The following is a 25,035-nucleotide window of genomic DNA, read 5'->3' as shown; positions in this document are numbered from 1 at the left end:
ACAACCAGGGTGACCTGGGCAGCCGGGGTGACCGGGGCTGCCAGGTGATTCACCCTTCACCCAATCAGCGTAGGCAGGCGGGCGCGGGCTCGCCTGTTGTGAGAAGGGAGGTGCTGGGGACTCCCGTCTCCCGGGTCTCGGGTCCCATTCCTCGGGATCCCAGATCCCAGATCCGAGCCCCGAGCTCTGTTGGTTTGGTTGTCTGGGTTGTTTGGTTTTGGGATTGGTAACCCACCAACCAAACCCGCGCGCACGGCCCCGCACGCGGGCCTCAACTACCGCCCCTACCACCGCAGATCACTTTTCGTGACCGCCTTGCGACACGCCGTCCCGATCCTCTAGCGTTCGCCGCAACTCTTCACAGCAACTAAAACGACCCCGGCCGGTGCGCCAACACCAGTGCCGAGGTCTAACCACCAAGATCCTGGAGCGATCTCGTGGCTGATGCGCAGCCTATCGCCGCCCTGCCTGTCCCCACATCGCCATCCCACCCAATGGCCCGACCGGGCTACGGGAAACGCACGGTCACTGACACGGCCAGCACCGGGGACTGCGTCGACGTCTTCTTCTCCCACCTCCCGGCCCGCGAGGCGTACCTCGCCGGTGTCATCGACGCGCTCCCCGAAGGCGCCGCGATGAGCATCAAAACCCTCGCCGACGCGCAGCCGTACTACGGCCAACAAGCCGTCGCCACCGCCCTGCGCACCCTCTCCACCACCGGCCACTTACGCCGCGTACGCAGCGCCCCGGCCGACGGCAACAAACTCGTCACCCACACGTTCTTCTCCCGCACCCCCCGCCCCGACGCTTGGTGGTCCACCTACCTCAACCAGGCGCCGACGCCGGCAAATCCCCCCACCGAACCCCCAACTCTCCCCACCCCACCGCCAGCCAGGCCACCCAAGCCACCCAGGTCACCCAGTCAGCCCCGCCCCCACTCTCGCCCCCACTCCCACTCCCGCGCCTACGCCACCCTCGCCGCACTCGGCCAGGTCGACGACCGCGTAACCCTCTCGGCAGCCGAATGCGCGGCCTTGGAGCCGCTGGCATCCCAATGGCTCGCCCGAGGTGCCACCGCGGACCACCTCACCCGCTCCCTGACCGCCGGCCTCCCAAGCGAGGTCGCCAGCCCGGGCGCCTTCATCCGCACCCGCCTGACCAGCAAACTCCCCCCAGAACCCAGCCACGCCCCGAAGACCGAGCGGAAGCCCACGCCCGTCCGGCGCTGGCTGGTCGAATGCACCAACTGTGGCGTCCCGGGCCGCCCCGAAGCCTTGCCCGCCGGCCTCTGCACCCCGTGCCGAGGCGAGACGCCACCCCAGCGGACGGGCCCCCTCACTCCGACCGAGGTCCACGCCCGCGCAACCCACCTCCGCACCGCCGCCGGGCTCTCCTGACAGGCCCAGGCTGACGAGTTTGGCCGCCGATCCGCCCATCTGGGTGCTCCGCTGTTGCGGTTTCACCACGGCGCGTCACTGACTGCGTTCGCGGATGTTCCTATTAACCTCTCGTAACTGTACGAAGTCGATCAACTACTGATCGCTTCCGCTCATTACACCGGAGATGAAATGCGCAAGCTTCGTAAGGCAGCCGTCGTCGTCGCCATCCTCGGCAGTGTCAGCCTCATCGGCGCCGGCACCGCCTACGCCGACGCCGAGGCGGATGGCAGCGACTACAGCCGCCAGTCGTCCAGCGACTACGACCGCCAGCAGCAGGCGGACCGTGACTACGGCCAGCAGCAGCAGTCGGACCGCGGTTACGAACAGCAGCAGCAGTCGGACCGTGGCTACGACCAGCAGCAGGCGAACCTCGAAGAAGAGGACCAGAAGAAGTCGAAGGGTCGTCACCACGGCCACAAGAAGCCGAGCAGCGTCTGGCGAGGCGACCAGAGCACCACGTGCACGGCAAACGACAAGAACATCGACAAGAACGGCCAGGTCGGCTACGGGAACGGCGTGGGTGGCAACGCGGACGGCGGCACGGGGGACCCGGGGGGCCAGACCACCACGCTCGGCTCGTCGATGAACTGCAGCATCACCGTCGACAACAGCAGCTACAAGGACAGCGACGACTGACGCGCAATGGGCCCCGGCGTCCGCTCGGCAGGAGCGGCGCCGGGGCCCGTTCACGACCTTCGTGTGCGGCGGGCAGGCTGTCGCCGCAGCAGGGAGACCGGCTGTTACGCCGAACGTCGGGGAACTCGACCATCAGCCGCCGAGTGGAACCTGAACCTCGGCCCGTATCTTGCTCGCCTTATCGGCAAAATCCTGAAGATCGATCGACTTCGGATCCTTCCGCAAATCCGCAGCATCGGTCTCGACGACACTGACGGTCGTACTGGAAGTCCCCCAGACACAGAAGGCCAGGGGAATCTTCTGCCCCGCCTGATTCTTCACCTCCACCCCACAGGTCAGCGGATCGCCACCACCAGTGGGCGTGAACTCCTTCTCAGGCACGGCGACTTCGACGCTCGGCGAACTGGTCAGCCCATCGACCATGCGGTCGACGCCCTCATCAGGATCATCGACCGTGCCGTAGAGCCCGAGCATTACCAATGACTTCATGCCACCGGTGTACTGACCGCCCGCCGGATGCACGTCGTGAGAATTCACCCCGTCAGTCGGTATCTGGGAACCGGCCTGCTGGGATATGTCCTGATCAAGCTTGTACTCCCCACCGACAAGCGACTGCGGCACCGTGATCTTGTACTTGGGCCCGCCAGCACGACCGTTCCCGCCCCCGCTGCCACCCGAAGAAAGCACGACCGACGCCACACTCCCAATCACCAACACCCCAACAACCGCCCCGATAATGCCCCATACCTTCCCGGCATTACTCTTCGGCGGAGGCGGCGGCATCATCCCGGGCCCGCCGTATCCGTAGGGAGATTGAGACGGCCCGCCATAAGGCGCTTGCGGCGGCGGTGCGTACGGAGCCTGCTGCCCGTACAGGCCTGGTCCAGACGGCACCTGTCCGACCGGTCCCTGCTGGGGATACCCCATCGGCTGCTGCGGTGTGCTCACTCAATCCCTCACTCAGTGATTTCATAGAACAGGACGTGCGCAGTCTGCGGGTGGCGACTTCGCCCCACTCAGAACTCGTGTGTCACGATCCAGTAGTCGTCATCTTCGACCAAAATTGCACAGAGATGTCGGCCGTCCAAGGATAGAGCCAAGAATTCTGGGGATCCCTTGGCTTCGGTCAAGCGAGAAGCGATTTCTCCGACCATCAATGGATCCTGCACCCGGAGCCATCCGCTGTCTGCAGAGCAGACAGCGGGAGAGCAGGCAAGGATTTCACCGCTCTGGGAGTATAGGTGGACTCTTTCGAGCTAGAGAATACCTATGGGTGTCACTCCGGCTACTCGCTCTCCAGCGTTGGCAGACAGTGTTAATCCTGCAGGATTTCCGTCATGTTTGAGAGTCTTTCCTTGCTGCATCCAAGGATGATTTGAAATCTAGCCTCCTCAGTACCTTCGGGATGCTTTACGTATGACCATTTCGCTCCGACCCGTGACAGGATGTCGAAAAATTCACGCATCTCCTCAGGGTGTTCGTGGAGAACGGCGTGCGCTTCCTCAATGAAAAGGAAATATTGATTCGCTGGAATCCAGCTTAGGTCGCGAAGGCAGTCGTTCAGTGCAGGGAAGTTCCACCCAAAATAGTCGGGCAACTTGAAACCGTCCCAAAATTGCTGAAATACGCCGTCTGTATCTCTCATCTCGCTGCCAATTAGCCATGCTGTAAATGTCAATCCCGGCTGGGCTAGCAGGGATTTGGTCGGCATCTGGGCATCTGGGCCAACTACGTGAAGCCAGGGCTTGATTGGGATCCAAGACTCTTTTGTGGTCACCACTTCGGACTCCATACGGCAAAGATGGCCCAGTGGTCGCCCATGCCTACGATCGTCCGCGGAATTAGCTCGGCCATGCCGGCCACCCTCCCCACACCTTCCTGGGCGTTACGGTGGCCCCCGTAAGGCCGCCTCGCAGGGACCCTATTGCTCATGCGGCCCTTTCGCTACTGTGTAGATCGAGTAATTGTGAGGTGATTGCCAACCTAGTGAAACAGCATCTTGTCGGTGATTCTGATTCGTGGGAAGATCTGGATGGTAAGCATTCCGCTAGTCACCCCATCGTTGAAGTCAATAAGGACGGATGAGTGCTCTTGGTTCGATTCGATGCGCAGTCGAGTAGCGCCTTCTCGGAAGATGTCCAATACCGTTTCTTGAGCGTCGCGGAGTTGTACCCGTACTGACGCACCGGTCGGACTGTAGGAGAAAGTGAGATCCTCCCCGGTTGCGTCATTAAAGTCGACGACGCATACATCCTCGTCGGCATCGCTGGTGGCCGTGGCGCCGAATTCTTCTACGAATCTATCGATGTCTGTTGCTTCGAATTCGTGATTCATATGCTATCTGCCTGATCCCTTGTTCGTTCGGAGCTTTTATCCGTGGTAGCTGGCGTGACCGCCGCCACCTGAGGGTATTACCGTTGAAAGCCTCAAGCTCCCATCATCCATTATTTGCCAAGTACTCTGAAGGCCGCGTATTCCGTGTGGTCCATAGATTACGGAATTTATCTTTCCAAAATCCCCCCATTTATTGGTGAAAGTTTCTGAGAAAAATCCGCTTTGGGTGGCTTCCTTGAGGTGTTGTGTAACGTAAGCGCGCGAAGCTGGAGTGTCGTGAAAACCTATGCTGCGAAATTGTTCTGCATTTTGTTTGGCTCTCGGCGAGTTGTGTGAATCTGGTTTTATGTCTTTGTTGAATAGGTAGTCAAGTTTTCTTGGGTGTACTTCTGAGCAGGGGGAAAGTCCTAGCGGGTCGGACCAAGTGGTCGGGTTTTCAACGTAGGCAGAAGGATTGTCTGCGGGCGCCAGGCCTAGAGGGTCAACTGATAGATATCGGCCTGTTTCCGGGTCGTAGTGTCGATTGTAGTTATAGTGCAGGCCAGTCTCAGGGTCGAAGACTTGCCCCGGAAAGCGCAGCGGTGTGTAGGCCGTGGCTGCGCTGTTCCAAGTTGTCGTGCCCCAGAGCGTGGCACGGGTGCGCCAGGCGAGGGCACCGTTCTCCGACACTAGTTCCGTGGGTGTGCCGACCAGGTCAGTGACGATGGCGAAGAATCGTTGGTCGACAACCTGTTGGGACACGTTGGTCATCGAGACGGTTTTGCGCTCTGTTTGTGCTAGGGGGCTTAGGCCCCGATGGTCCCAGGTGAGCGTGATGGCCTCTCGGCTGACTGGGGCCTGGGTGGTTTGTTCGGTAAGGGTGGAGCCATCCCAGGTGAAATGTGTCTCTTCGGTGATTGTTTGGTTGTCGGCGCCGAGTTGTTGTTTGGCTATTCGGCGGCCGAAAGGGTCGTACAGATAGCGCCAGGTGGTGCCATCCGGTGTGATCACGGAGGTTAGGCGGTCTTCGACGTTCCAGGTGTAGTGCCACGTGTCTGGTTTGCGGGAGAGGCGGGTCTTCTGGCGGAGGGTTACTCGGCCCAGGACATCGTGTTCGTAGCGGATGGAGCCGGCTCGGGTGATGCGGGTGCCGGCGTAGGACCGTGCGCCGATTGCTGAGGAGTTGGGGTGGGTATCGGGCCAGCTGGCGTGGGTCTGGTTGCCGGCTTCGTCGTAGGCGTAGGTCTCGGTCCAGTTGGTGGCATGGACGGCGGACACGCGTCCGGCGGGGTCCAGGTCAAAGGTGCGGCGGCCAGCGAGGGAGTCGTCGATGGCCGTGAGGTTCCCGTCCGGGCGGTAGGTGTAGGCCCGATGATGCAGAGGAGCGCTTGGCGCGTCGTCTGTTGGGGATTGGACCGTGCCGGTGCCCGCGGCGGTGAGGGACTGGGAGGTCAGGCGGCCGGTCGGGTCCCAGGTGTGAGTGAGGGCGAGGGTGTCGCCGATGGTTCGGGAGAGTTCTTGGCCTGCGGCGTCGTGCTCGAAGGTGAGGGTGTGGCCGGAGGCGGTAAGGGCGGTGCGGTTACCGGCGGCGTCGTATGTGTAGGTGGTGGTGTGGCCGGTGGGGGTGGTGCGGGAGGTTCGGCGGCCGAGGGCGTCGTAGGCGAACGTCATGGTGCAGCCGTTGACTGACTCTGCGGTTACGCGGCCCAGGACGTCATGGTTGTAGGTGACGGTGGCGTCGAGGTTGGCCGCCTGGTGCAGATTTCCGGCTGCGTCGTGGATGTAGGTGGTGACGAGACCTGCGGCATTCTTCTCGGTGATGCGCCCGAGAACGTCCCGGGTGTAGGTCGTCACTTCGCCCAAGGCGTTAGTGCGGGTGGCGAGCTGGTCGGCGGCGTCGTGGGTGTAAATGAGGACGCGATCGTCGAAGTCGGTTTCCGAGACCAGGCGGCCAGCGCCGTCGTAGACGTAGTTCCAGGTCAGGCCCTGGGGGTTGGTGACCTGGGTGAGGCGGAGTTCGGTGTCGTGGCTGAACTCGTGGCGGACGCCATCCGGGTCGGTGCGAGCCGTCAGCAGGTCGAAGTGGCCGTATTCGAAACGGGTGATCTGGTCGATGGCGTCGGTGTGGGTGGTTTGGTTGCCCTCGCCGTCGTAGGTCCATTCCTCGGTCGCGCCGGTGGGGTCTATTCGGGCGGCCAGTTTTCCCTCGACGGTCCACAGCATGTGGGTGGTTTCGCCCAGGGGGTCGGTGATGGACGTAACGCGGCCGAAAGCGTCGCGGCGGTAGTGGGTCGTCGCACCGAGGGGGTCGGTGACGGTGAGGGGGAGGCCGGCCTCGTTGCAGTAGAAGCGGGTGGTGTTGCCGAGGGCGTCGGTTGCGGAGGCTGTGTGCCCCCGGTGGTCGTGGGTGTAGCTGGTGGTGGCGCCGGTGGGGTCGGTGGACGAGGTGCGGTTGCCGGTCGCGTCGTAGGTGTGGGTCCAGGTTGCGCCGTCGGGGCCTGTGATGGAGATGGGGTGGCCGTCGGCGTTGTAGGTGGTGGTGGAAGTTGAGCCGTCGGGGAGGGTTACGACGGTGGGTCGGCCCTCGTCGTCGTAGGTGAAGTGGGTGGTGCGGTCCAGGGGGTCGGTGGTCGAGGCGATGCGGTGCTTGGTGTCGCGGACGGTTCGGGTGGTGGCGCCGGTGGGGTCGGTTTCCGCGACGATTTGATGGTGGTCGTTGACCTCGTAGCGGGTGACTCCGCCCTGGGAGTTGTGGAACAGGTTCGTGCGCAGGCCCGTCGTGGGGTCGGGGTCGCCCCAGGTGAAGTGGGCGCGGAGGTGGCCTTCGATGCCGCCTTGCGAGGTGCAGCGGTCCTGGTCGTCGTAGACGTAGCTGTAGCTGCTGTTGTTGGTGTCCGTCCAGGACGTGATGCGGCCGTGCTCGTCGTAGGTGAAGCGGAGGGGCAGGCCGGAGGAGTTGGTGGTGGTGATGAGGTTGCCGGCTTCGTCGTAGCCGTAGGTCATCAGGAGCTGGTCGGTGCCGTCGGGGGCGGCGCCGGCCAGGTGGAGGGCGGTGATGCGGCCGTTGTCGGTGGTCAGCAGGAGGCGGTAGCCGGCGCTGTGGGTGATCGCGGTGGGGGTGCCGTCTTCGGTGTAGTCGAAAGTGTGGTGGTTGCCGCGGCGGTCGGATATCTCGTCGAGGACGGCGAGGTCTTCGGTGTAGGTGGTGAAGTAGCGGCGGGTGCCGGTGGTGGGGTCGGTGAGGAGGTAGTCGCCGTCGGGGGTGCGTTCGAGAGGGTGCCCGTCGCCCTCGATGGGGAGGGTGGGGACGCCCACCGCAGGGTGCGGGTAGAGGTGGAAATCGCCTTCTTCGCCGATGAGGATGACGCCCTCGGCGTCGATCTCCAGGCGCTGGTCGACGGTGCTCATCCACGTCGGTCCGAACCAGCGGCCGGTGCGGTAGGACGATTCGAAGGTGCGGGAGAAGGCGAGGGGAAGGCTGCCGGGGAGGGTGATGTCGGTCTGCGGCAGGATCATCCGGCCCGTGGCCATGTCGATGGGGTCGTTGCCGAAGGTCTTGCACCAGGCCTTGCGGAGACGGTCCTTGACGGTGGTCTTGCCACCTTCCTTTGCGGCAGCTCGTGCCGCCCCCTTCAAGCCCGCTCTGGCCGCCCCCTTCCCCAGCGCGCCCACGCCCTTGCCGCCGATGACGTTGAAGATGAGGGCGCCGGCGGCGTCCGCCGGGTCGCTGCCCCAGCCGTTGCCGAGCATTCCTTGCGCCAGCTGCTTCGGGTGGGTGGCGGCGCTTGTCAGGCCGGCGAGGGTGGTGGTGACGTTGGACGCGTACTGGAAGGGGTGGCTGAGGTTGTAGGGGTCGGTCGGGTTCATGGTGCGGGCGAATTTGACGGTTTCGGCTGCCGCCTTCACGGCGCCGCCGGCGAGGTGCATGTTCTCGACGACGAAACCCGTGCCGAAGTCCTTGAGGCCGGCGCCCGCGAGTTCGGTGAATGTCGGTTTCGCCGGGGCGTGGGACAAGGACTTCTGGACCCCGTTACGGGCCCGTTCCGCAGCCTCGTTGCGCTGGCTTCGGGCGTTCTTGAGGATGTCCTGGGCTGCCTCGCGCCCGTCGGCACCGGGGTCGACGAACTCGGCCGGGCGCTGTGGCTCTGGGCCCGCGTCGCCACCTAGTTCCACGAGAGCTTGGTAGCCGCTGAACTTCGACTTGTAGTTTTCCTCCGCGGCCTCGTGAGCGTCCACCGCCTTTTTGGTGGCCTGCTGCGCATGGCGGTACTTCTCTATGGCGTCGACGGCCTTGGACTGTGCCCAGGAGACCGTTTCCGCATAGGCCTTCAGGGCCTTCGAGGCGTCGTCGCAGGCGTCCGCAGCGCGCATCCACTCCTTGGGATGCAGATCGAATTTCTCACGGAAGGCGTCCGCGGCCTTGCCGCTCCAGTGATTCTGGGAGCCGATCTTGCGCATGCCGTCGGCGACCCGGTCGAAGGCGGCGGAGAAGTCCTTCAGGTGAGACGCCGATTCGTGGATTTTCTCCACGTTGCCGTGGATGAGTTCCTTGGGGTCCTCGGTCTCGCCCAGCTGAAGCTCGTCGACATGTGCACCCAGGGCGCCCGCGGCATCGGCGCCGGCGGTGCGTACGGCGTGTGCCGCATCGTCCGCGCCGACCATCTCCAGCCCGTCGCCGACCAGCTTGGAACCCTGCTCGACGGCTTGACCCGCACCGCGCTCGATGGCGTCGGTGAACTTGCTCGCACCGTCGCCTATTGCATCGATCCCATCTCCGAGCCAGCTCACTTGTCGTCACCCCCGTGAGCCCGCGAGGGCTTCACCTCGCCCAGCGTGGATTTCGTATCGGCGTCGTCGCCGTTTTTTATGCGGTCGGGGATGGATGTGACGTCGTCCTTGGCCTGGGAGACCGCCTCGTAGGCCTCCTGATGCGCCTGCAACGACTCCGGGGAGGTCGGGTCCCAGTCCGCGTCCCGTATTTGGGTAAACGGGTTGTCGGCGCCGATCTGGCCCCAGGACTTCTTCTTGATCTCCTCGGGGGCGAGGGAAGGATCGCCCATCGCGGCGTTCACACCGATCTTGAGCGTGGTGGAGACGTACTGCTCCTCTTCGTGGTACATGCCGGCGGTGAGGCCCAGCTTCTTGGAGAATTCGTTGGCGTCCTGCATGAGCTTGCGGACGCCCCAGCCCCAGCGTTCGCAGAATGAGTCGAGGGTGGCGGCGAGTTCGTCATCGCCGCATTCCACGCTGTCGAGGGAGAGTTTGTCGAAGCCGCGACCCAGCTCGGCTTCTATGTCGAAGCCCAGTTCTTTGAGTTCCGCTGTGGCGGCGTTGATGCCTTTGGTGAGTTGCTCAAAGGCCTCCGGGTCGAACCGATATGCGTCTCCGCTGAACAGGCCCATTTACTCGTTCCCCCCGTGCGGTGCGTTCGATATGTCTACGGCGGCGCTGTCGGGCACGATTCCGGCCACCGGCGGGAAGACCGCGCCCTGTTCGCTGCCCGCGTCCAGCGCGACGCCCGTGGGGCCGTCCATGGCGGGAATCAGCACGTCAAGGAGGCGGGCGCCGGCGGCGGTGACGTACTGCCACTCGGTGCCGGGCTCGCTGCCGCGGGCGGCGGCGAAGCGGGAGAGGGCGTCCTCGTCAGTGAAGGCGTAGATCCAGCGGATGCCGTCCAACTCGGCTGACATGAGGGAGTCGTTGACGAGGGGGACCAATACCGATGTGCGCCGGAATTCACCGATGAGCGCTGCTGGATTTGGTTGTCCTTCGTGAACTGCTGCTACCTCGTCGGCCAATGGCATGGCGGACCCCTCCCCCGATTTGCCCTGAAGCTTTGACTCCACCATGACACATGGCACTGACAATGCGGATGAGGGGTGGGATGGGTGAGTCGGGTGGATCGGGCGAGTTAGGTCGAATTGGGGTCGTGGGGTGGGCGAGGCGCGTGTGGATAACCGGCGTGGGGGAATGTTATTTGGAATTCAAATAGGTGGGTGAGTCGGTGGGTGGGTGAGGTGGGACGGGAAATGACGCCGGCCGCGGTGGGCCTGTTGGGGCCCGGCCGCGGCCGGTGGGGGAAGTGGGGTCAGCAGTCGGTCAGTTGTCCTTGAGGACGCCTGCGCTGCGGGCCTCGGTGAGCCATTCGGGGAATTCGACCATCAGCTGCTGGTAGAGCTCGTCGGCGGAGAGGCTGCGGGGGTCGCGGCCGGCGTGGAAGAAACCGGCGTTGTCGACGCGGCGCTTTTCCGGGACGGCCAGGTCGTCCAGCTTGCGGAGGAAGTCGAAGCCCTTGGCCTCCGGGTCGCCGAAGCCGATGAACTGCCAGAAGATGGGGAGTTCGGCGGCTTCGCACAGGGCCTTTTCGGCGGCCGGCTTGGAGGTCGGGGCGCCGTCGGTCTGGAAGATGACGAAGGCGGGGGCCGTGGAGCCGGACTTCTTGTAGTGCTCGACCACGGCGTTGATGGCCCAGTGGTAGTTCGTACGGCCCATGTGGCCGAGGCCGGAGTGGAGTTCCTCGATGCGGCCTTCGTAGTTGGTCAGGTCGATGTCGGCGGTGCCGTCGACGTCGGTGGAGAAGAAGACGACCGGGACGGTGCCGTCGTCGTCGAGGTTGGCGGAGAGGCCGAGGGCCTGTTCGGCGAGGTGCTGGACCGTGCCGTCCTTGTAGTAGTTGCGCATCGAGCCGGAGCGGTCGAGAACCAGGTAGACGGCGGCGCGCTGGGTGGCGAGGCCGTGCTTCTGGAGGGTGGCGGCCGCGGACTTGTAGAGGCTGACGAGTCCGGGTGCGGTGGATTCGACCTTGGTGAGGGAGGGAGAAGAGGAGGGGGAGGGGGAGGGGGTGGCATCTGCCTTTGCCTCCGGCTCCACGGCTGGCTCCGCTTCCGTGACGGCAGTCGGCTCCGTGACCGGCTCCGCCTCCGTCTCCGCCGCGGGCTCGACCTCGACCTCGGCCGCAACCTCAACCTCGGCCTCGATCTTGGCCTCAACCTCGGCCTCAACCTCGGCCTCGACTTCAGCCTCCGCCTCCGCCTCCGTCTTCGCCGGCTCCTCCGCCAGTTCCTTCGCCTGCTCCGGTACGACCACCGATGCCGGCTTGTCGAAGGCCTGGCTCACCAGGTCGGCGACGGGCTCGGGGGCGTCTGCCTCGGCCGTCGCTACGGGCTCCACAGGCTCGGCGGCTTCGGTGACCTCGGCGACGTCAGTGGCCTCGGTGGCCTCGGCGACCTCGGCCGTCGCCTTCGCGTCGTCGGACTCCTTCGCGTTGTCGGACGCCTTCGAGTTGTTGGACTCCTTGGACTCCGTCGACTCCTTGGGCGCCTTGGGCTCCTCCGCCACGGCGTCCACCGGGCTGCCCTGCGCCGGCAGGGTCGGGGTCGCCGGGGTCGGCTCCGGTTCCGGGGAGGGCGTGTCGGCGGGGGCGGTGCGGGCGGCGGGGACCTCGGCTTCCGGGGTCGGGGTGGCGGATGCCGGGGTGGACTCCTCGCGGGCCTCCGGGATCGTCGCCGACTCCGGCGTATCAGCGCCGCTCGGTGCCGCGCCGGTTTCTTCGCGGGTCGCCTTCGAGCGACCGAAAGCGTTGCGCAGCAGACTCCGAATGCCCATCGGCGAACCTCTCTTGCGTGTGGTGGGTGCGGCGAATGTCCGTGAAGCACAGACATGTCCCTGACCAGGACGGATACGTAAGGGTAGCGGCCTGCACCGGCCTCATCGTGGGACCCCGCGCCTTGTGTGGTGGGCCATCCGGGGGGCTGACGGCGGGATGTGGTTTCGGCCATGGGCCGTTCGTCGCGGTGATCTTCCGAGCCGGGGACGTCGTGCCTGATCAGAGGTGCGGGAGAGGACGAGTCGGGCGGTGCTGGGGTGTCTCAAGGGGCGGACGGGGCGGGGGTGTTGGTTCGGCCATCGGGTTGTCGGGCCGCCCGGACCATCCGGCCATTTGGGGTGCGGGTGTCGCGGGACGGCGGCCCCGGCCCTCCTTTTGCGTATGTCTGCCCCACCCCACATCACGCCGCGGAAACAGAATGGCAAGAGGTCGGTAAGGAATACGGCGTGCAGGTATCCGAGTGGCGGGTGCGCCCCTCTTCCCCGGTGACCATTGTCCGGAGCCGCCCGTTGTGCCACTAGGCGGCCGGTATGAAGGCAAGAACCCTTTCTGGGGTGACGGGAGATGTGGGACGCATGGGGCTGACCAGTCAGTCACTCGAATACACGGTGATCGCGGTGGCATTGGCCTGCGTCGCCGCCACGGTGTGGCTCTGGCCCCGGCTGTCCCGGCAGGGCGTGCGGCCCATCCTGGGCAGGCTCGGGGCCATCATGGCCACCCAGATTTCCATCGTGTGCGCGCTCGCTCTCGCGGTGAATTCCAGCTTCGAGTTCTACGGCACGTGGGACGAACTGCTGGGCAATAACGAAGAGGCCCCGGCGTCCGTCAGCCAGGGCGGCGGGGCGTACGCCGCCGTCGGCAACATGAAGGGCGGCTTGGTCCAACCGGCTGGTCCGCAGGGTCTCGATCGGGTGACCGGGCTGCCGAAGGGCGCCCCGGACAAGGTCGGCAAGGTCGAGTCCGTACGGATCATCGGCCGTCGGTCGCGGGCCATCAACCCGGGATTCGTCTATCTTCCGCCGCAGTATTTCCAGCAGCAGTTCCGCCGCCAGCGGTTCCCCGTCATGGTCGTCATCAGCGGTTATCCCGGCGGGATCATGAATCTCGCGCAGCATCTCCAGGTGCCGCAGAACGCCGGCAAATTGATCGCGCAGGGCAAGATGCAGCCGACCGTGATTGTGATGGTGCGGCCGACGATCGCGCCGCCGCGGGACACCGAGTGTGTGGATGTGCCGGGCGGGCCGCAGGCCGAGACGTTCTTCACCAAGGACCTGCCGGACGCCATGAAGTCGGCTTATCGGGTGGGCCGCGATCCCAGTGCGTGGGGCGCGTTCGGTTATTCGTCCGGTGGTACGTGCGCGCTTCAGCTGGCGATGCGTAACCCCAGGGTCTACACGTCCGCGGTTTCGCTCTCCGGCGACTACGCGATCAAGGACGACCTCACCACGGGCAGCCTTTTCGGTGCCGGCCCGGCGGGCGCGCAGCGGGAGCGTGAGCACGATCTGCTGTGGCGGATGAAGAACCTGCCCGCGCCGCAGGTCTCCGCGCTGGTCGCCAGCAGCCGCAAGGGCGAGCAGAATTACGGCGACACGATGAAGTTCATCCGTGCGGCGAAGGCGCCGATGACGGTCGACTCGATCATCCTGCCGCAGGGCAGCCACCAGTTCACGACCTGGCGGCGGGAGGTCGTCCCGGCGCTGGAGTGGCAGAGCCAGCAGCTGACGTTCCCTCAGGACACGGAGGCCTTTCCGCCGCGTAAGCCGCAGCCGCAGCCGAAGCCGAGCGGCTCGCCGCAGCCCGGGGACTCCAAGGCGCCGTCCGCGACGCCGAGCGCGGCCACGCGCAACGAGGCGGAGCAGCCGGCGAGGCAGTGAGCCCGCCCGGCCCTGCCTTAGGAGGCCGCCCCAGCCCTCGGGCCGGGGCGGCCTCTCGCCTTCCGGCCTCACGGCCGGTAGACCATCCCCGGCTCCGGCTTCGCCGGTGACAGCAGCTGGGACACCGTGACGATCGTGAAGCCGCGCTTCTTGAGCTCCTTGAGGATGCCCGGGACGGCCGGCACGGTGCCCTGGTAGATGTCGTGCAGCAGGATGATGCCGTCGCGTTCGGTCTGCTCCAGCACCCGCTTGGTGATCAGCGCGGAGTCGTTGGTCTGGTAGTCCTTCGCGGTCACGCTCCACAGGACCTGCGCCAGCCCCAGCTCGCGGCTGATCTTGGAGACCTCTTCGTCGGTCTTGCCCTGCGGCGGGCGCATCAGCGTGGGCGTCTTGCCGGTGATCTTCCGGACCGCGTCCTGGGCGCGGGACAGCTCCCGCTTGGCTTCGGCCGGTTCGATTTCCGTCAGGATCTGGTGCGACCAGGTGTGGTTGGCCAGTTCGTGGCCTTCGGCGTCTATTCGCTTCACATCGGCCGGGCGCTCGGCGATGTGGTTCTTGCCGAGCATGAAGAAGGTCGCCTGCACCTTCTCCTTCTTCAGGATGTCCAGGAGCCGGGGCGTGTGCTCGCTGGGGCCCGCGTCGAAGGTGAGCGCGACGCACTTGGCCTTGCGGCAGTCGACGCCGGTGCCGCCTTTGTTGTCCGTGTTGGCGGCGGCCAGAGCGCCGTCGGCCGTCGCCTCCTCCCGGGCGTCGGCGGGCGCGGTGACGTCGTAGGTGGCGCAGCTGCTGAGGGCCAGGACCAGGGAGGCGGCCGTCAGCAGCCCGGCTATGGACCTGGTGCGGACAGCGGACTTTGCCGGCTTCTTCGTCTTCTGCTTCGTCTTCTGCTTCGTCTTCGGTTGTGTCTTCGGATTCGTCGTCCTCTTCGGCATGCGAGGGACTATACATAGACAGTATACGTTCGATGTATACGTGTGGTGTCTACTGCCTGGCGAGGTGTGCGACACGGCCTCAGCCGGGCAGCCGCTCCGGAAAGACGACGCGTACGGTCAGGCCGCCGCCCGGGTTCGGGTGCGCGGTGGCGGAGGCGTCGTGTGCGCGGGCGATGGAGGCGACGATCGACAGGCCCAGACCGGCGCCCTCCCCCGGCCCGTGCCGCCGTTCCTCCAGCCGGCGAAACGGCTCGAAGAGATACGGAATGGACTTCTGGGGGATGGTGGGGCCGGTGTTGCTGACCTCCAGCGTGCGGTCATGGACGCTGAGGGTGATCCGGCCGTCGGGGCGGTTGTGGCGTACCGCGTTGGCGACCAGGTTGCGTACGAGATGGGCGAGCAGGACCGGGTCCGCGTCGACGGTCGGCGGCTCTGCGGCGGTGCCGGCGGTCGGCGACGGGGGTGCCGCCTGGTCCTTGGGAGTTCGGGGGAGGGTGTCGGCGGCGATCGTCAGGCCGCGCCGCCATGCGTCGTCGGCGTACTCGGCGGCGACGGACTGGGCGAGTTCGCCGAGCGCCACCGGCTCACGGTGCTGAAGGCCCTGGTCCGAGACGGACAGCAGCAACAGCCCCTCGATCAGCCGCTCGCTGTCGTCGGCGACCTCGATCAGCTTGCCGCGGATGCGCCGTACGTTGCCCGGGTCCGGGTCGGCGAGACCGATCTCCGCGGCGGCGCGCTGCACGGCGAGCGGGGTGCGGAGTTCGTGTGCGGCGTTGGCGGCGAACCGTTGTTGCGCGGAGACCAGATGCTCGATGCGGTCGAGCATGCCGTCGAAGGTGTCGGCGAGCTGCTTGAGTTCGCCGGGCGGCGCGTCGAGGGCGATGCGTTCATGCAGGTTGGCGGCCGACAGCCGGCGGGCGGTGCTGGTGATCACCGAGACCGGGCGCAGCACCCGGCCCGCCATCCACCAGGCCAGTGCCACCGAGATCACCGCGAAGACCAGCAGCGCGACCAGGGAGACCGTCAGCAGCCGGCCGAGCGCGGCGGCTTCGGTGGCGTCGGTGATGTTCTTGGTGATGCGGTAGACGCTGCCGTCGCCGAACGGCAGGCGGGCGCCGGGGGCGGGGGAGGCGGGCGCCATGGTGCGTGCGGGGACGGGTATGCCGGTGGTGGCGCCGGACGGGGGGAAGGCGCCGGACCGGACGGGGGCGGCGGTGGTGACGGCGGTGCTCAGGGTGGAGTAGAGGCCCTGCTGTACGAGGAAGTTGACCAGGCCGATGAGCATCGCGCCGGCCAGCACCAGCAGCCCTCCGTAGAGGGCGGTGAGGCGGACGCGTTCGCTGCCGGGGAGCCAGCGGCGGCCGGCGGCAGCGGGAATCGAGCTCATCCCCTGCCGTCCGTCTGGAGCCGGTCGTCCGTCCGGAGCGCGTCGTCCGTCTGGAGCGTGCTGTCTGTCCGGAGCGCGTCGTCCGTCCGGAGCGTGTTGTCCCTCTGCGGCGCGTCGTCCGTCCGGAGACCGTCGCCCGCCCGGAGTCGGGCGCCCGCCCGCGACCCGTCGCCCATCCGGTAGCCCGCGCCCGGCACGGTTTCGATCACCGGGGGATCGCCGAGCTTGGCGCGCAGTTTGCTGAGCGTGACGCGGACCGCGTTGGTGCGGTAGCTGGTGTGCTCCTCCCAGACCTCCTCGATCAGGTCATCGCCGCTGACCACCGCCCCCTGGGCGCGCAGCAGCACCTCCAGGACGCCGAACTCCTTGCGGGAGAGGGCCAGCTGCCGGCCGTCGCGGACGGCGAGCCGGCGCGCGGTGTCGACGGTGACACCGGCCCGCTCGATGACCGGCGGCAGCGCGGGCCGGGCGCGCCGGCCGAGCGCCAGGACCCGGGCGAGCAGCTCCTCGTACGCGAAGGGCTTGGTCAGGTAGTCGTCGGCGCCCAGGCCCAGGCCGTCCACCCGGTCGCTGACCGTGCCGGACGCGGTGAGCATCAACACCCTTGTCAGCAGCCGCTGTTGTACGACATGGCGGCAGACCTCGTCGCCGTGCAGACCGGGCAGATCGCGGTCCAGGACGAGCACGTCGTACGCGCCGAGCCGGAGCTTGACCAGCGCCTCGCGGCCGTCGTGGGCGACATCGGCCGCGATCGCGTCGCGGCGCAGCCCCTCGGCAATCATTTCGGCGAGGAATTCCTCGTCCTCCACCACTAGAACGCGCATGGCGTCATGTGTACCCGAGGAGCACCTTTCCTTGATGTAAACACCATTCGCCGTGAGGCCGCGACCAGGGAATTCACCGGGGTGGAGCCGATCCGCCGGGGGCGGGCGCCGACGGTTAGAGAAACGAAATGCGGCCGGCTGCCAGCCTCTGCCGCGTCGGACACATCCGTATGCGGAGGATCACCATGAAGCAGCGCATGACACGACTTACGACACAGCGCATGACGCGTCGTACGGCACAGCGCGTGGCGTCACCCGGGAAGCGCACCATGTCGCTCGCCGCGGCGTCCCTGGTGGCCGGTCTCGCCGTATTCGCCACCGCCTGCTCCGGCGGCGTCGAGCCCGCCGGCGGCAAGGGCGGCGGCTCGGACGCGAACGGCAAGGGCAAGGAGGCGGACGCGGCGTTCAAGCACCGCGAGTGCCTGCGGGACCACGGCGTGCAGGTCCAGGAACCCAAGCCGGGCGAGGACCCCCGCAGCATGGTCGTCGGCGGCGATGCCAAGACCGATCCCGAGACGATGAAAAAGGCTTTCAAGGCGTGCCAGGACAGTGGCCCCAATGCCGGTAAAAACGGGCCGAGCCAGGCCGACAAGGACAAGGCGCTGAAGTACGCCCGGTGTATGCGGGAGAACGGCTTCAACATGCCCGACCCGAAGTTCGACGACGGAATGCAGAAGGCGATGCCCATTCCGCAGGGCGCGGCGAAGAAGAAGTTCGACAAGGCCAACAAGACGTGCGGCGGCCAGAATGCCGGCTGAGCCGAAGACTGAGCCGAAGACTGAGCCGAAGGCGGCGCGCGGCCCCGAGGACGCCGCGCCGCACGCCCGCCGCGGCCGCCGCAAGAAGTACCTGCTCTCCGCGCTGGTCGTCGTCGCGCTGCTGGCCGGCGGCGGTGTCGCGGTCGGCAAGGTCACCGCACGGCCGGACGGCGGACCGCAGCGCGCCGGCGCCCGTGGCGCCCTGCCGCCGGCCACCGACACCGTCCGACGCCAGGACCTCAGCAGCAGCACCCAGGTCGACGGCACCCTCGGCTACGCCAAGGAACACAAGGTCAACGGTGGTGCGGCCGGCACCCTGACCTGGCTTCCTGGCACCGGCTCCACGATCGCCAGGGACGGCGCGCTCTACGAGGTCGACGGGCACAAGGTCCGGCTGATGTACGGCGAGAAGCCGATGTACCGGACCCTGAAGGAGGGCGACGAGGGCGATGACGTCCGGCAGCTGAAGGAGAATCTGCGCGCGCTGGGATACGGGGACGCGCTGGCCGTGGACGACGAGTTCACGGCCGGCACCACCGACGCCGTCAAGCGCTGGCAGAGGGCGCACGACCTCAGGCAGACCGGCACCACCGGACCGGACCAGATCTCCTTCCAGCCCGGCTCGGTGCGGATCAACAAGAAGGACATGGCCGTCGGCGACCAGACCGCGCCCGGGCGGCCGGTGCTGACCACCACCGGGTCCGCGCGGGAGGTCCTGGTCAAGCTCGATGTCGAGCAGGCGGACCTGGCGAAGCCCGGCACCAAGGTCACCGTGAACCTGCCCGGCGGCGGCACCGCCCGCGGCAAGGTCGCCTCCGTCGACCGGACCGTCACCGAGGAGGGCAGCGACCCGGCGAGCAAGACCCCCAAGATCACCGCCCGGATCACCTTTGCCGACCCCGGAGAGGTCACCTCCTTCGACCGGTCGCCGGTCACCGTCGACATCGTCGGCGAGGTCCGCGAGGACGTACTGACGGTGCCGGTCGACGCACTGCTCGCGCTCCCCGGCGGCGGCTTCGGCGTCGAGGTCGTCGAGGGCGGCAGAGCACGCGAGGTACGGGTGAAGCTGGGCATGTTCGGTCAGGGCCGGGTCGAGATCTCCGGCGGCGGACTCGAGGAGGGCATGAAGGTCGGGGTGCCGAAGGCATGAACGCCACCACGGACCTCACGCCCGGAACCCCGGGCCCAACCACCGCCGCCGACCCCACGGACCCCACCGATCCCGCCGCCGACCCCACCGATCCCACCGATCCCGTCGTCGAGCTCGCCGGGGTCACCAAGGCGTACCCCGGCGGGGTCGCCGCGCTGCGCGGAGTGGACCTGCGGGTGGCGCGCGCCGAACTGCTGGCCATCGTCGGCCCGTCGGGATCCGGCAAATCCACCCTGCTGCACATCGTCGGCACCCTGGACCGCCCCACCGCCGGCGCGGTCACCCTCGCCGGCCATGACATCGCCACGCTGTCCGACCGCAGGCTCTCCGCGCTCCGCGCCCAGCACATCGGCTTCGTCTTCCAGTCCTTCCACCTGGTGCCCGGCATCAGCGCACGGGACAACGTCGCCGAGGGGCTGCTCTACTCCGGGCTGCCGCGCGCCGAGCGCCGGCGCCGGGCGGCGGACGCGCTGGACCGGGTGGGCCTCGCGGACCGGATGTCGCACCGCCCGCACGAGCTGTCGGGCGGTCAGAAGCAGCGCGTCGCCATCGCACGGGCGGTGGTCGGCGAACCCGACCTCCTCCTGGCCGACGAACCGACCGGCGCGCTGGACTCCGCCTCCGGTGCGGCGGTCATGGAGCTGCTGCACGACCTCAACAAGGAGGGCGCCACCATCGCCGTGATCACCCATGACAGCGAGATCGCCGCACAGCTGCCCCGGCAGGTGCGGATCCGCGACGGCCAAGTGGTCGCGGACGTACGGGCGGCGGCGAAGCGATGAGACGCACCCGGCTCTCCCCGGCGTCCCTCGGCCCGCGCGACGTCCTGCACGTCGGCTCCGCGGGGCTGCGTACCCGCCCGATGCGGGTGGTGCTGTCCGCCCTGGGGATCGCCATCGGTATCGCCACGATGATCGCGGTGGTCGGCATCTCCGCCTCCAGCAAGGCCCAACTCCTCCAGAAACTGGACGCGTTGGGCACGAACATGCTGGTCGCCTCGCCCGGCCAGGGGCTGTTCGGCGAGCAGGTGAAGCTGCCGAAGGAGTCGCCCGGCATGGTGGGGCGGATCGACGGGGTCCGCCAGGTCGGCGCCACCGGCGATCTGAGCCAGTCGGTACGGCGCAGCGAGAAGATCCCGGAGGAGGAGACCGGCGGCATCACGCTCAAGGCCGCCGACGAGGGCCTGCTGCGCACTCTGCGCGGCTCGATGGCGTCCGGCACCTGGCTCAACGCCGCCAACGGGCGCTACCCCTCGGTCGTCCTCGGCCATGTCAGCGCGCAGCGGCTCGGCATCACCCGGTCGGGCCAGCAGGTCTACATCGGCGGCCGGTACTTCACCGTCGTCGGCATCCTCGACCCGCTGCCGCTCGCCCCGGAGATCGAGCGGTCCGCCCTCGTCGGCTGGCCGGCCGCGACCGAAGCGCTCGGCTTCGACGGCCACCCCACCTCGATCTACGAGCGGTCCACGGACGCCTCCGTGCAGGCCGTACGGGACCTCATCCCGCACACCGTGGATCCCGAGAACCCGCGCAACGTCCAGGTCACCGACCCGTCCTCGGCGCTCCAGGCGAAGGCGGCCACCGAGGGCGCGTTCACGAACCTGCTGCTCGGGCTGGGCGGGGTGGCGCTGCTGGTCGGCGGTGTCGGCGTCGCCAACACCATGATCATCTCGGTGCTGGAACGCCGTCACGAGATCGGGCTGCGCCGCTCCATGGGCGCCACCCGCGGCCAGATCCGGCTGCAGTTCGTGACCGAGTCACTGCTGCTGTCGGGCCTGGGCGGGCTGGCCGGCATCGTCCTCGGATCCGCCGCCACATACGTCTTCGCGGCGTCGGGCGGTATTCCGTGGGTGGTGCCCCTCTGGGCGGTCGGCGGCGGCTTCGGCGCGACGCTGGTGATCGGCACCATCGCCGGCCTCTACCCGGCCGTACGCGCCGCCCGGCTCTCGCCGACGCTCGCGCTGCAGGCCGCGTAGGCCGCCGGCCGCGTAGGGGAGCGGAGCGAGTCCTGGCCGGGCGTGGGGGCTCGGCCGGGACTCGCTTCGTTCCGCGCGGACGGGCGGCCTCCGTCCCGCCGGGAGGAGCCGCCTCCGCGCCGTCGTGGGTCGGATCGGCCCACGACGGGGGGCCGTAAGAGTTGCTTCCGGGGCACCGCCTCCCGTCCTGCCGCATCCGGCCCCACCGGCGTGCTTACGATCCACACCGGCCACCGGTCGGAAGGGTGGAAGGGAACGCCACGATGAGAGCCGTAGCAGTCAGCGCATTCGGTGAACAGCCGCAGCTCATGGATCTGCCGCAGCCCGAACCAGGGCCGGGGGAGGTCCTGGTGCGGCTGGCCGCCGCCGGACTCAACCCCAGCGACTGGAAGATCGCCGACGGCATGTTCGCGGATTCCATCCCGACCGGCTTCCCCCTGGTGCTGGGCACGGACGGCGCGGGCGAGGTGCTCGCGACCGGCACCGGCGTACGGCGCTTCACGGTCGGCGACGCGGTCTTCGGCCAGTTCCAGCGGCCGGAGCAGGGCGGCGGTTCGTACTGCGAACTGGCCGTCGCCGACGAGAACGCCATCGCCCCGGCCGCCCGCAGCGTCACCTACGCCACCTCCGCAGCACTGCCGACGGCCGGCATGGCCGCCTACAACCTCGTCGAGGAGACCCGGATCAGCGAGGGCAGAAGGGTGCTGATCGTCGGTGCGACGGGCGGCGTCGGCACCCTCGCCACCCAGCTCGCGGCCGGCCGCGGCGCCGAGGTCATCGCCACCGCCCGCCCCGCCAAGGCCGAACTGATGCGGACGCTGGGCGCCGCCGAAACCGTCGACCACACCGCGGACGCGGTCGCCGACCAGGTCCTCGCCGCGTATCCGGACGGTGTCGATGTCCTCATCGACCTGACCAGCGGGCCCGAGGAGTTCGACGTGATGACCCGGACCGTACGGGACGGCGGTACGGCCGTCTCCACCATCGGCTCGGCCGACGCGGACGCCCTGACCGAGAAGAACCTGCGCGGCTTCAACTTCCTCAACCGCCCGTCCCACCAGCTCCTGGACATCCTCGCCGGCCAGGTCGACGCCGGCCGGCTGACGGTCCTCGTGGGCCGCGAGGTCCCCTTGGAAGAGGCCGCCGACGTGCTCGCGGCCAGCCGCAGCGGACGGGCACAGGGCAAGACGGTACTGGCGATCTGAGACACCGTCGGGGCGCCCGCGGCAACCCCGAAAACCGCTGGTGCCCCGGCCCGTCGAGCGGGCAGTCTGCGGCCATGACGACGCCCCAGTGCCAGATTCGCGCCGACCACGACGCTGGCACCGTGGTCGTCTACCAGGCGTACGCACCGGCCGTCGCCGATCCGGCCCTCAGGGCGGGGCGGTTCGTGGCGCCGTTCTCGCTCCGGCGCATGACCTGGATCAAGCCGTCGTTCCGATGGCTGATGCATCGCAGCAACTGGGGCCGGAAGCCGGGGCAGCAGCGTGTCCTGGCCGTACGGATCACCCGTGCGGGCTGGGAGGAGGCCCTTTCCCGGGGCGTGTTGACGACCTCGGACGCGGCGGCCGTCGCGCGAGCCGCGGTGCATGTGCAGTGGGACCCCGAACGCTCGCTACGGGGCGCGGCGCTCGACCACTACAGCATTCAGGTCGGCATCGGCCGGGACCTGATCCGGACGTTCGCCGAGGAGTGGGTGGTGGACCTCACCGACCTCACCCCACGGGTGCGGAAGATCGCCGCGCTGGTGCAGACCGGCCAGGCCGCGAAGGCGCGGCGACTGCTGCCACCGGAGCGGCTCTATCCGGTGCCCCGGGCCGTCGCGGCCCGACTGGGCATCGACGGATGACCGGCCGCCGCGGCTCACTCCGCGCGCGGTCGGACCAGCGACCGCACCGCCCGGACCGTCGGCGGGATCACGGCGGCCGCCGTGGCCGTCAGCAGGGCGGCGGTGATGACGGTCCAGATGCCGGTGCGCAGGGAGCCGGTGAGGGCGTCGGCGTATGCGTGGGCGGCCGGGCGGGAGACCACGGCGGGCAGGGCGTCCACGGTGTGGGTGCGGAGCAGCGCCAGTGCCGCGGCCAGCAGGGCGGCGGCCGTGGCGCAGCCGGTCGCGGCGCAGATCAGGGCCCGCCGGCGGCGCCGGGCCAGCAGCAGTCCGGCCAGCAGACAGAGCGCCGCGGTGGGCGGCAGGAGCAGTGCGCCGGTGCGTACGGCCTGGTAGGCGGTCCGTACGCGGGGGACTTCCGGGGGCTTCAGCAGCACGATGCGGGTGCCGGTGTGCGGCACCCGGCGGGCGATGTCGATGCCCAGGCCGTTGCCGGACAGCTGGTGTTTGACGCGGGCGATGACCGGGGTGAAGTCGAGCGTCACCGCGGCGTTGCCGGAGGCGGTCAGGGTGCCCTCCAACGCCTGGTGGGCGGTGCGGTGCACACCGTTCCAGACGCTCGGGAAGGCGCGGCCCGTGACGATCTGGCGGACCTGCTTGTCGACGAACTCGCGGATGCCGCGGGTGAAGCGCAGGCGCTGCGCGGGCCGTTCGGCGCGCGGGATGACCTTCAGCAGCCCGTCGATCCTGACGTGCTGCATCACCCCGTTCGTCACCTGGTCGACGATGGCGTTCTGCACGGCCCGGTTCGCGGCGAGCGGGGCGACCGTCTCCACATAGCGCTCGGTGTCGGTGAGTTCGGCGCGGGCCCACACGGCGGTCAGACTCAGCGGCAGCAGCAGCACCCCGACCAGCAGCAGCGTGCACCCGCCCAGCGCGCGGCCGCGCCGCCGGGGCCGTGCCGGCAGGTGTTCCGCCTCCACCGCCCGGCCGCCGACGCGTACGGGTGCGCTCGCTGACATCGCGTCCTGGTCCTCCTGCCCGGCGGACTACGTACGGCCTCGTCTCAGGCAAGCCCGCACGGCCCGCGCCCGCCACCGGGGCCGGTGCCAATGGGTGACGGGAGGGGAGGGGGACGGAGGGGAGGAGGGAGGGGACGGGCTAGTGGCGGTGTGGTCCGGGGCGGTGGATCGGGCCGTGGGTGTCCTCGCAGTGATTGGTGGGCTGCGGCTCGGGGCCGGTGCCCAAGGTGAGGACCTCGTCGGGGGACGCCTGCTCGCCGACGTGGTCGACCTGGAGCGTGGCGTGGGTGATGCCGTACTGCGCGCTCAGCAGCCCCTGGAGATTGCGGCGGACCTTGTGGCAGTCGCCGCCGGGCGCCACCAGGATGTGCGCGGACAGCGCGGGCTGTCCGGAGGTGATCTGCCAGATGTGCAGGTCGTGGATCTCCACGACCTGGTCGGCGGAGACGAGGTGGTCGCCCAGTGCGTCCGGGTCGACGCCGGCCGGTGCGGCCTCCATGAAGATCCGGCCGGACTCCCGTACCAGGCCCGTACCGGCCTTGAGCATCAGCGCGACGACCACCAGCGTGGCGATCGCGTCGGCCCGTGCGAAGCCGGTGGTCAGCACGATCAGGCCGGAGATCGCGGTGGCGATGAAGCCGAACAGGTCGGTGAGGATGTGCTGGTAGGCGCCCTCGATGTTGAGGCTGGAGCGGTTGGCACGGGACAGCAGCCAGACGCAGACGAGGTTCACGACGATGCCGGACAGCGCGGTGATCACCACCAGGCCGCCGGTGACCGAGGGCGGCGAGATCAGCCGGTCGACCGCCTCGTACGCCAGCCAGGCGGACAGCAGCAGCAGGGTGATGCCGTTGGCCTGCGCGGAGAGGATCTCGGCGCGCTTGAGGCCGTAGGTGTAGCCGCCGCGCGCGGGCCGCGCGGACAGCCGCATCGCGACCAGCGCCAGCACGATCGAGACCGCGTCGGTGAGCATGTGGGCGGCGTCCGAGATCAGCGCCAGGGACTGGGCCACGACGCCGATGACGACCTCGACCGCCATGTAGGCGGTGAGCAGGATGAGCGCGGCGCGCAGCCAGCGCCGGTCGGCGTCCGGGGCGACGGCGTGTGAGTGTCCGTGCGCGTGGCCGTGGGAATGGCCGTGGGAGTGGCCCTGTGACTGGTGGTCCGTGTGGTTCCCCGTGGGGGCCTCGGCCCCGTCGTGCCCCTGGGCGTGCTCGGTCATGGCGCGCTCCTTCCTGGGTCGTCGCTGCGAAGCAAACCGCACTTCCGCGAAAGATCCAAAGGCTGCACC

General features: G+C 68.1%; 20 protein-coding genes and 1 pseudogene. 9 read left to right on the top strand and 12 right to left on the bottom strand.

Annotated features, from left to right (window positions below; all coding sequences use genetic code 11):
• The first annotated feature begins 494 nt into the window (after positions 1 to 494).
• Complete coding sequence (locus FCH28_RS22555) at positions 495 to 1,397, top strand: MarR family transcriptional regulator (RefSeq protein WP_136741929.1); 903 nt, start codon at positions 495 to 497, stop codon at positions 1,395 to 1,397.
• Positions 1,398 to 1,568: 171 nt separating this feature from the next.
• Complete coding sequence (locus tag FCH28_RS22550) at positions 1,569 to 2,075, top strand: hypothetical protein (RefSeq protein WP_136741928.1); 507 nt, start codon at positions 1,569 to 1,571, stop codon at positions 2,073 to 2,075.
• 132 nt (positions 2,076 to 2,207) lie between these two features.
• On the opposite strand, the gene FCH28_RS22545 is transcribed toward FCH28_RS22550, so the two are convergent.
• The 7 genes from FCH28_RS22545 to FCH28_RS39750 form a co-directional block, all read right to left on the bottom strand.
• Positions 2,208 to 2,774, bottom strand: coding sequence for a hypothetical protein (locus FCH28_RS22545; RefSeq protein WP_169314220.1), 567 nt, complete (start codon positions 2,772 to 2,774; stop codon positions 2,208 to 2,210).
• Positions 2,775 to 3,390: 616 nt separating this feature from the next.
• Positions 3,391 to 3,867: a barstar family protein gene (locus FCH28_RS22540; RefSeq protein WP_136741926.1), complete on the bottom strand. Its 477-nt coding sequence runs from the start codon at positions 3,865 to 3,867 to the stop codon at positions 3,391 to 3,393.
• Between the two features lie 191 nt (positions 3,868 to 4,058).
• Positions 4,059 to 4,409: a hypothetical protein gene (locus FCH28_RS22535; RefSeq protein ID WP_136741925.1), complete on the bottom strand. Its 351-nt coding sequence runs from the start codon at positions 4,407 to 4,409 to the stop codon at positions 4,059 to 4,061.
• 36 nt (positions 4,410 to 4,445) lie between these two features.
• A complete protein-coding gene (locus FCH28_RS22530; RefSeq protein ID WP_136741924.1) occupies positions 4,446 to 9,176 on the bottom strand; it encodes a putative T7SS-secreted protein in 4,731 nt (1,576 codons plus the stop codon).
• The gene (locus FCH28_RS22525; protein WP_136741923.1) at positions 9,173 to 9,790 is read right to left on the bottom strand and encodes a hypothetical protein; all 618 of its coding nucleotides are present in this window, start codon (positions 9,788 to 9,790) and stop codon (positions 9,173 to 9,175) included. The genes FCH28_RS22530 and FCH28_RS22525 overlap by 4 nt, the downstream gene beginning before the upstream one ends.
• Positions 9,791 to 10,192 carry an SseB family protein gene (locus FCH28_RS22520; RefSeq protein WP_136741922.1) on the bottom strand — a complete coding sequence of 134 codons (402 nt, stop codon included), beginning with the start codon at positions 10,190 to 10,192 and terminating at the stop codon, positions 9,791 to 9,793.
• Positions 10,193 to 10,487: 295 nt separating this feature from the next.
• Positions 10,488 to 11,993 carry a vWA domain-containing protein gene (locus tag FCH28_RS39750; protein WP_136741921.1) on the bottom strand — a complete coding sequence of 502 codons (1,506 nt, stop codon included), beginning with the start codon at positions 11,991 to 11,993 and terminating at the stop codon, positions 10,488 to 10,490.
• Positions 11,994 to 12,569: 576 nt separating this feature from the next.
• Here FCH28_RS39750 and FCH28_RS22510 point away from each other — a divergent pair.
• Positions 12,570 to 13,868 (top strand): alpha/beta hydrolase, encoded by a 1,299-nt coding sequence (locus tag FCH28_RS22510; RefSeq protein WP_136741920.1) that lies wholly within the window; start codon positions 12,570 to 12,572, stop codon positions 13,866 to 13,868.
• Positions 13,869 to 13,936: 68 nt separating this feature from the next.
• On the opposite strand, the gene FCH28_RS22505 is transcribed toward FCH28_RS22510, so the two are convergent.
• The 3 genes and pseudogenes from FCH28_RS22505 to FCH28_RS39745 all read right to left on the bottom strand — a co-directional run.
• Positions 13,937 to 14,800: a polysaccharide deacetylase family protein gene (locus FCH28_RS22505; RefSeq protein WP_136741919.1), complete on the bottom strand. Its 864-nt coding sequence runs from the start codon at positions 14,798 to 14,800 to the stop codon at positions 13,937 to 13,939.
• 79 nt (positions 14,801 to 14,879) lie between these two features.
• On the bottom strand, positions 14,880 to 16,187 hold the full coding sequence (locus FCH28_RS22500) for a sensor histidine kinase (RefSeq protein WP_136741918.1): 1,308 nt from the start codon (positions 16,185 to 16,187) through the stop codon (positions 14,880 to 14,882).
• 152 nt (positions 16,188 to 16,339) lie between these two features.
• Positions 16,340 to 17,011 (bottom strand): annotated as a pseudogene (locus FCH28_RS39745) (response regulator transcription factor); the annotation flags it as partial.
• 221 nt (positions 17,012 to 17,232) lie between these two features.
• Here FCH28_RS39745 and FCH28_RS22490 point away from each other — a divergent pair.
• From FCH28_RS22490 to FCH28_RS22465, 6 genes are all read left to right on the top strand, one after another.
• Positions 17,233 to 17,769 (top strand): hypothetical protein, encoded by a 537-nt coding sequence (locus tag FCH28_RS22490; RefSeq protein ID WP_136741916.1) that lies wholly within the window; start codon positions 17,233 to 17,235, stop codon positions 17,767 to 17,769.
• Positions 17,759 to 18,919 carry a peptidoglycan-binding protein gene (locus tag FCH28_RS22485; RefSeq protein WP_136741915.1) on the top strand — a complete coding sequence of 387 codons (1,161 nt, stop codon included), beginning with the start codon at positions 17,759 to 17,761 and terminating at the stop codon, positions 18,917 to 18,919. The genes FCH28_RS22490 and FCH28_RS22485 overlap by 11 nt, the downstream gene beginning before the upstream one ends.
• Positions 18,916 to 19,701, top strand: coding sequence for an ABC transporter ATP-binding protein (locus FCH28_RS22480; RefSeq protein ID WP_136741914.1), 786 nt, complete (start codon positions 18,916 to 18,918; stop codon positions 19,699 to 19,701). The genes FCH28_RS22485 and FCH28_RS22480 overlap by 4 nt, the downstream gene beginning before the upstream one ends.
• Complete coding sequence (locus FCH28_RS22475) at positions 19,698 to 20,894, top strand: ABC transporter permease (RefSeq protein ID WP_136741913.1); 1,197 nt, start codon at positions 19,698 to 19,700, stop codon at positions 20,892 to 20,894. Before FCH28_RS22480 ends, FCH28_RS22475 begins: the two co-directional genes overlap by 4 nt.
• Before the next feature lie 263 nt (positions 20,895 to 21,157).
• Positions 21,158 to 22,099 carry an NADP-dependent oxidoreductase gene (locus FCH28_RS22470; RefSeq protein WP_246103087.1) on the top strand — a complete coding sequence of 314 codons (942 nt, stop codon included), beginning with the start codon at positions 21,158 to 21,160 and terminating at the stop codon, positions 22,097 to 22,099.
• A gap of 74 nt (positions 22,100 to 22,173) precedes the next feature.
• Positions 22,174 to 22,743 carry a DUF4291 domain-containing protein gene (locus FCH28_RS22465; RefSeq protein WP_136741912.1) on the top strand — a complete coding sequence of 190 codons (570 nt, stop codon included), beginning with the start codon at positions 22,174 to 22,176 and terminating at the stop codon, positions 22,741 to 22,743.
• Positions 22,744 to 22,757: 14 nt separating this feature from the next.
• Here FCH28_RS22465 and FCH28_RS22460 read toward each other — a convergent pair whose 3' ends face one another.
• Positions 22,758 to 23,744, bottom strand: a complete 987-nt coding sequence (locus tag FCH28_RS22460; RefSeq protein WP_136741911.1) for a hypothetical protein — start codon at positions 23,742 to 23,744, stop codon at positions 22,758 to 22,760.
• 139 nt (positions 23,745 to 23,883) lie between these two features.
• Positions 23,884 to 24,966: a cation diffusion facilitator family transporter gene (locus tag FCH28_RS22455; protein WP_136741910.1), complete on the bottom strand. Its 1,083-nt coding sequence runs from the start codon at positions 24,964 to 24,966 to the stop codon at positions 23,884 to 23,886.
• Between the last annotated feature and the right edge of the window lie 69 nt (positions 24,967 to 25,035).

Source organism: Streptomyces piniterrae (genome assembly GCF_005048155.1).
In the GTDB taxonomy this organism is placed as follows: domain Bacteria; phylum Actinomycetota; class Actinomycetes; order Streptomycetales; family Streptomycetaceae; genus Streptomyces; species Streptomyces piniterrae.
The sequence above is the reverse complement of the archived record's forward strand: the minus strand, read 5'-3'. Positions and strand labels throughout refer to the sequence as shown.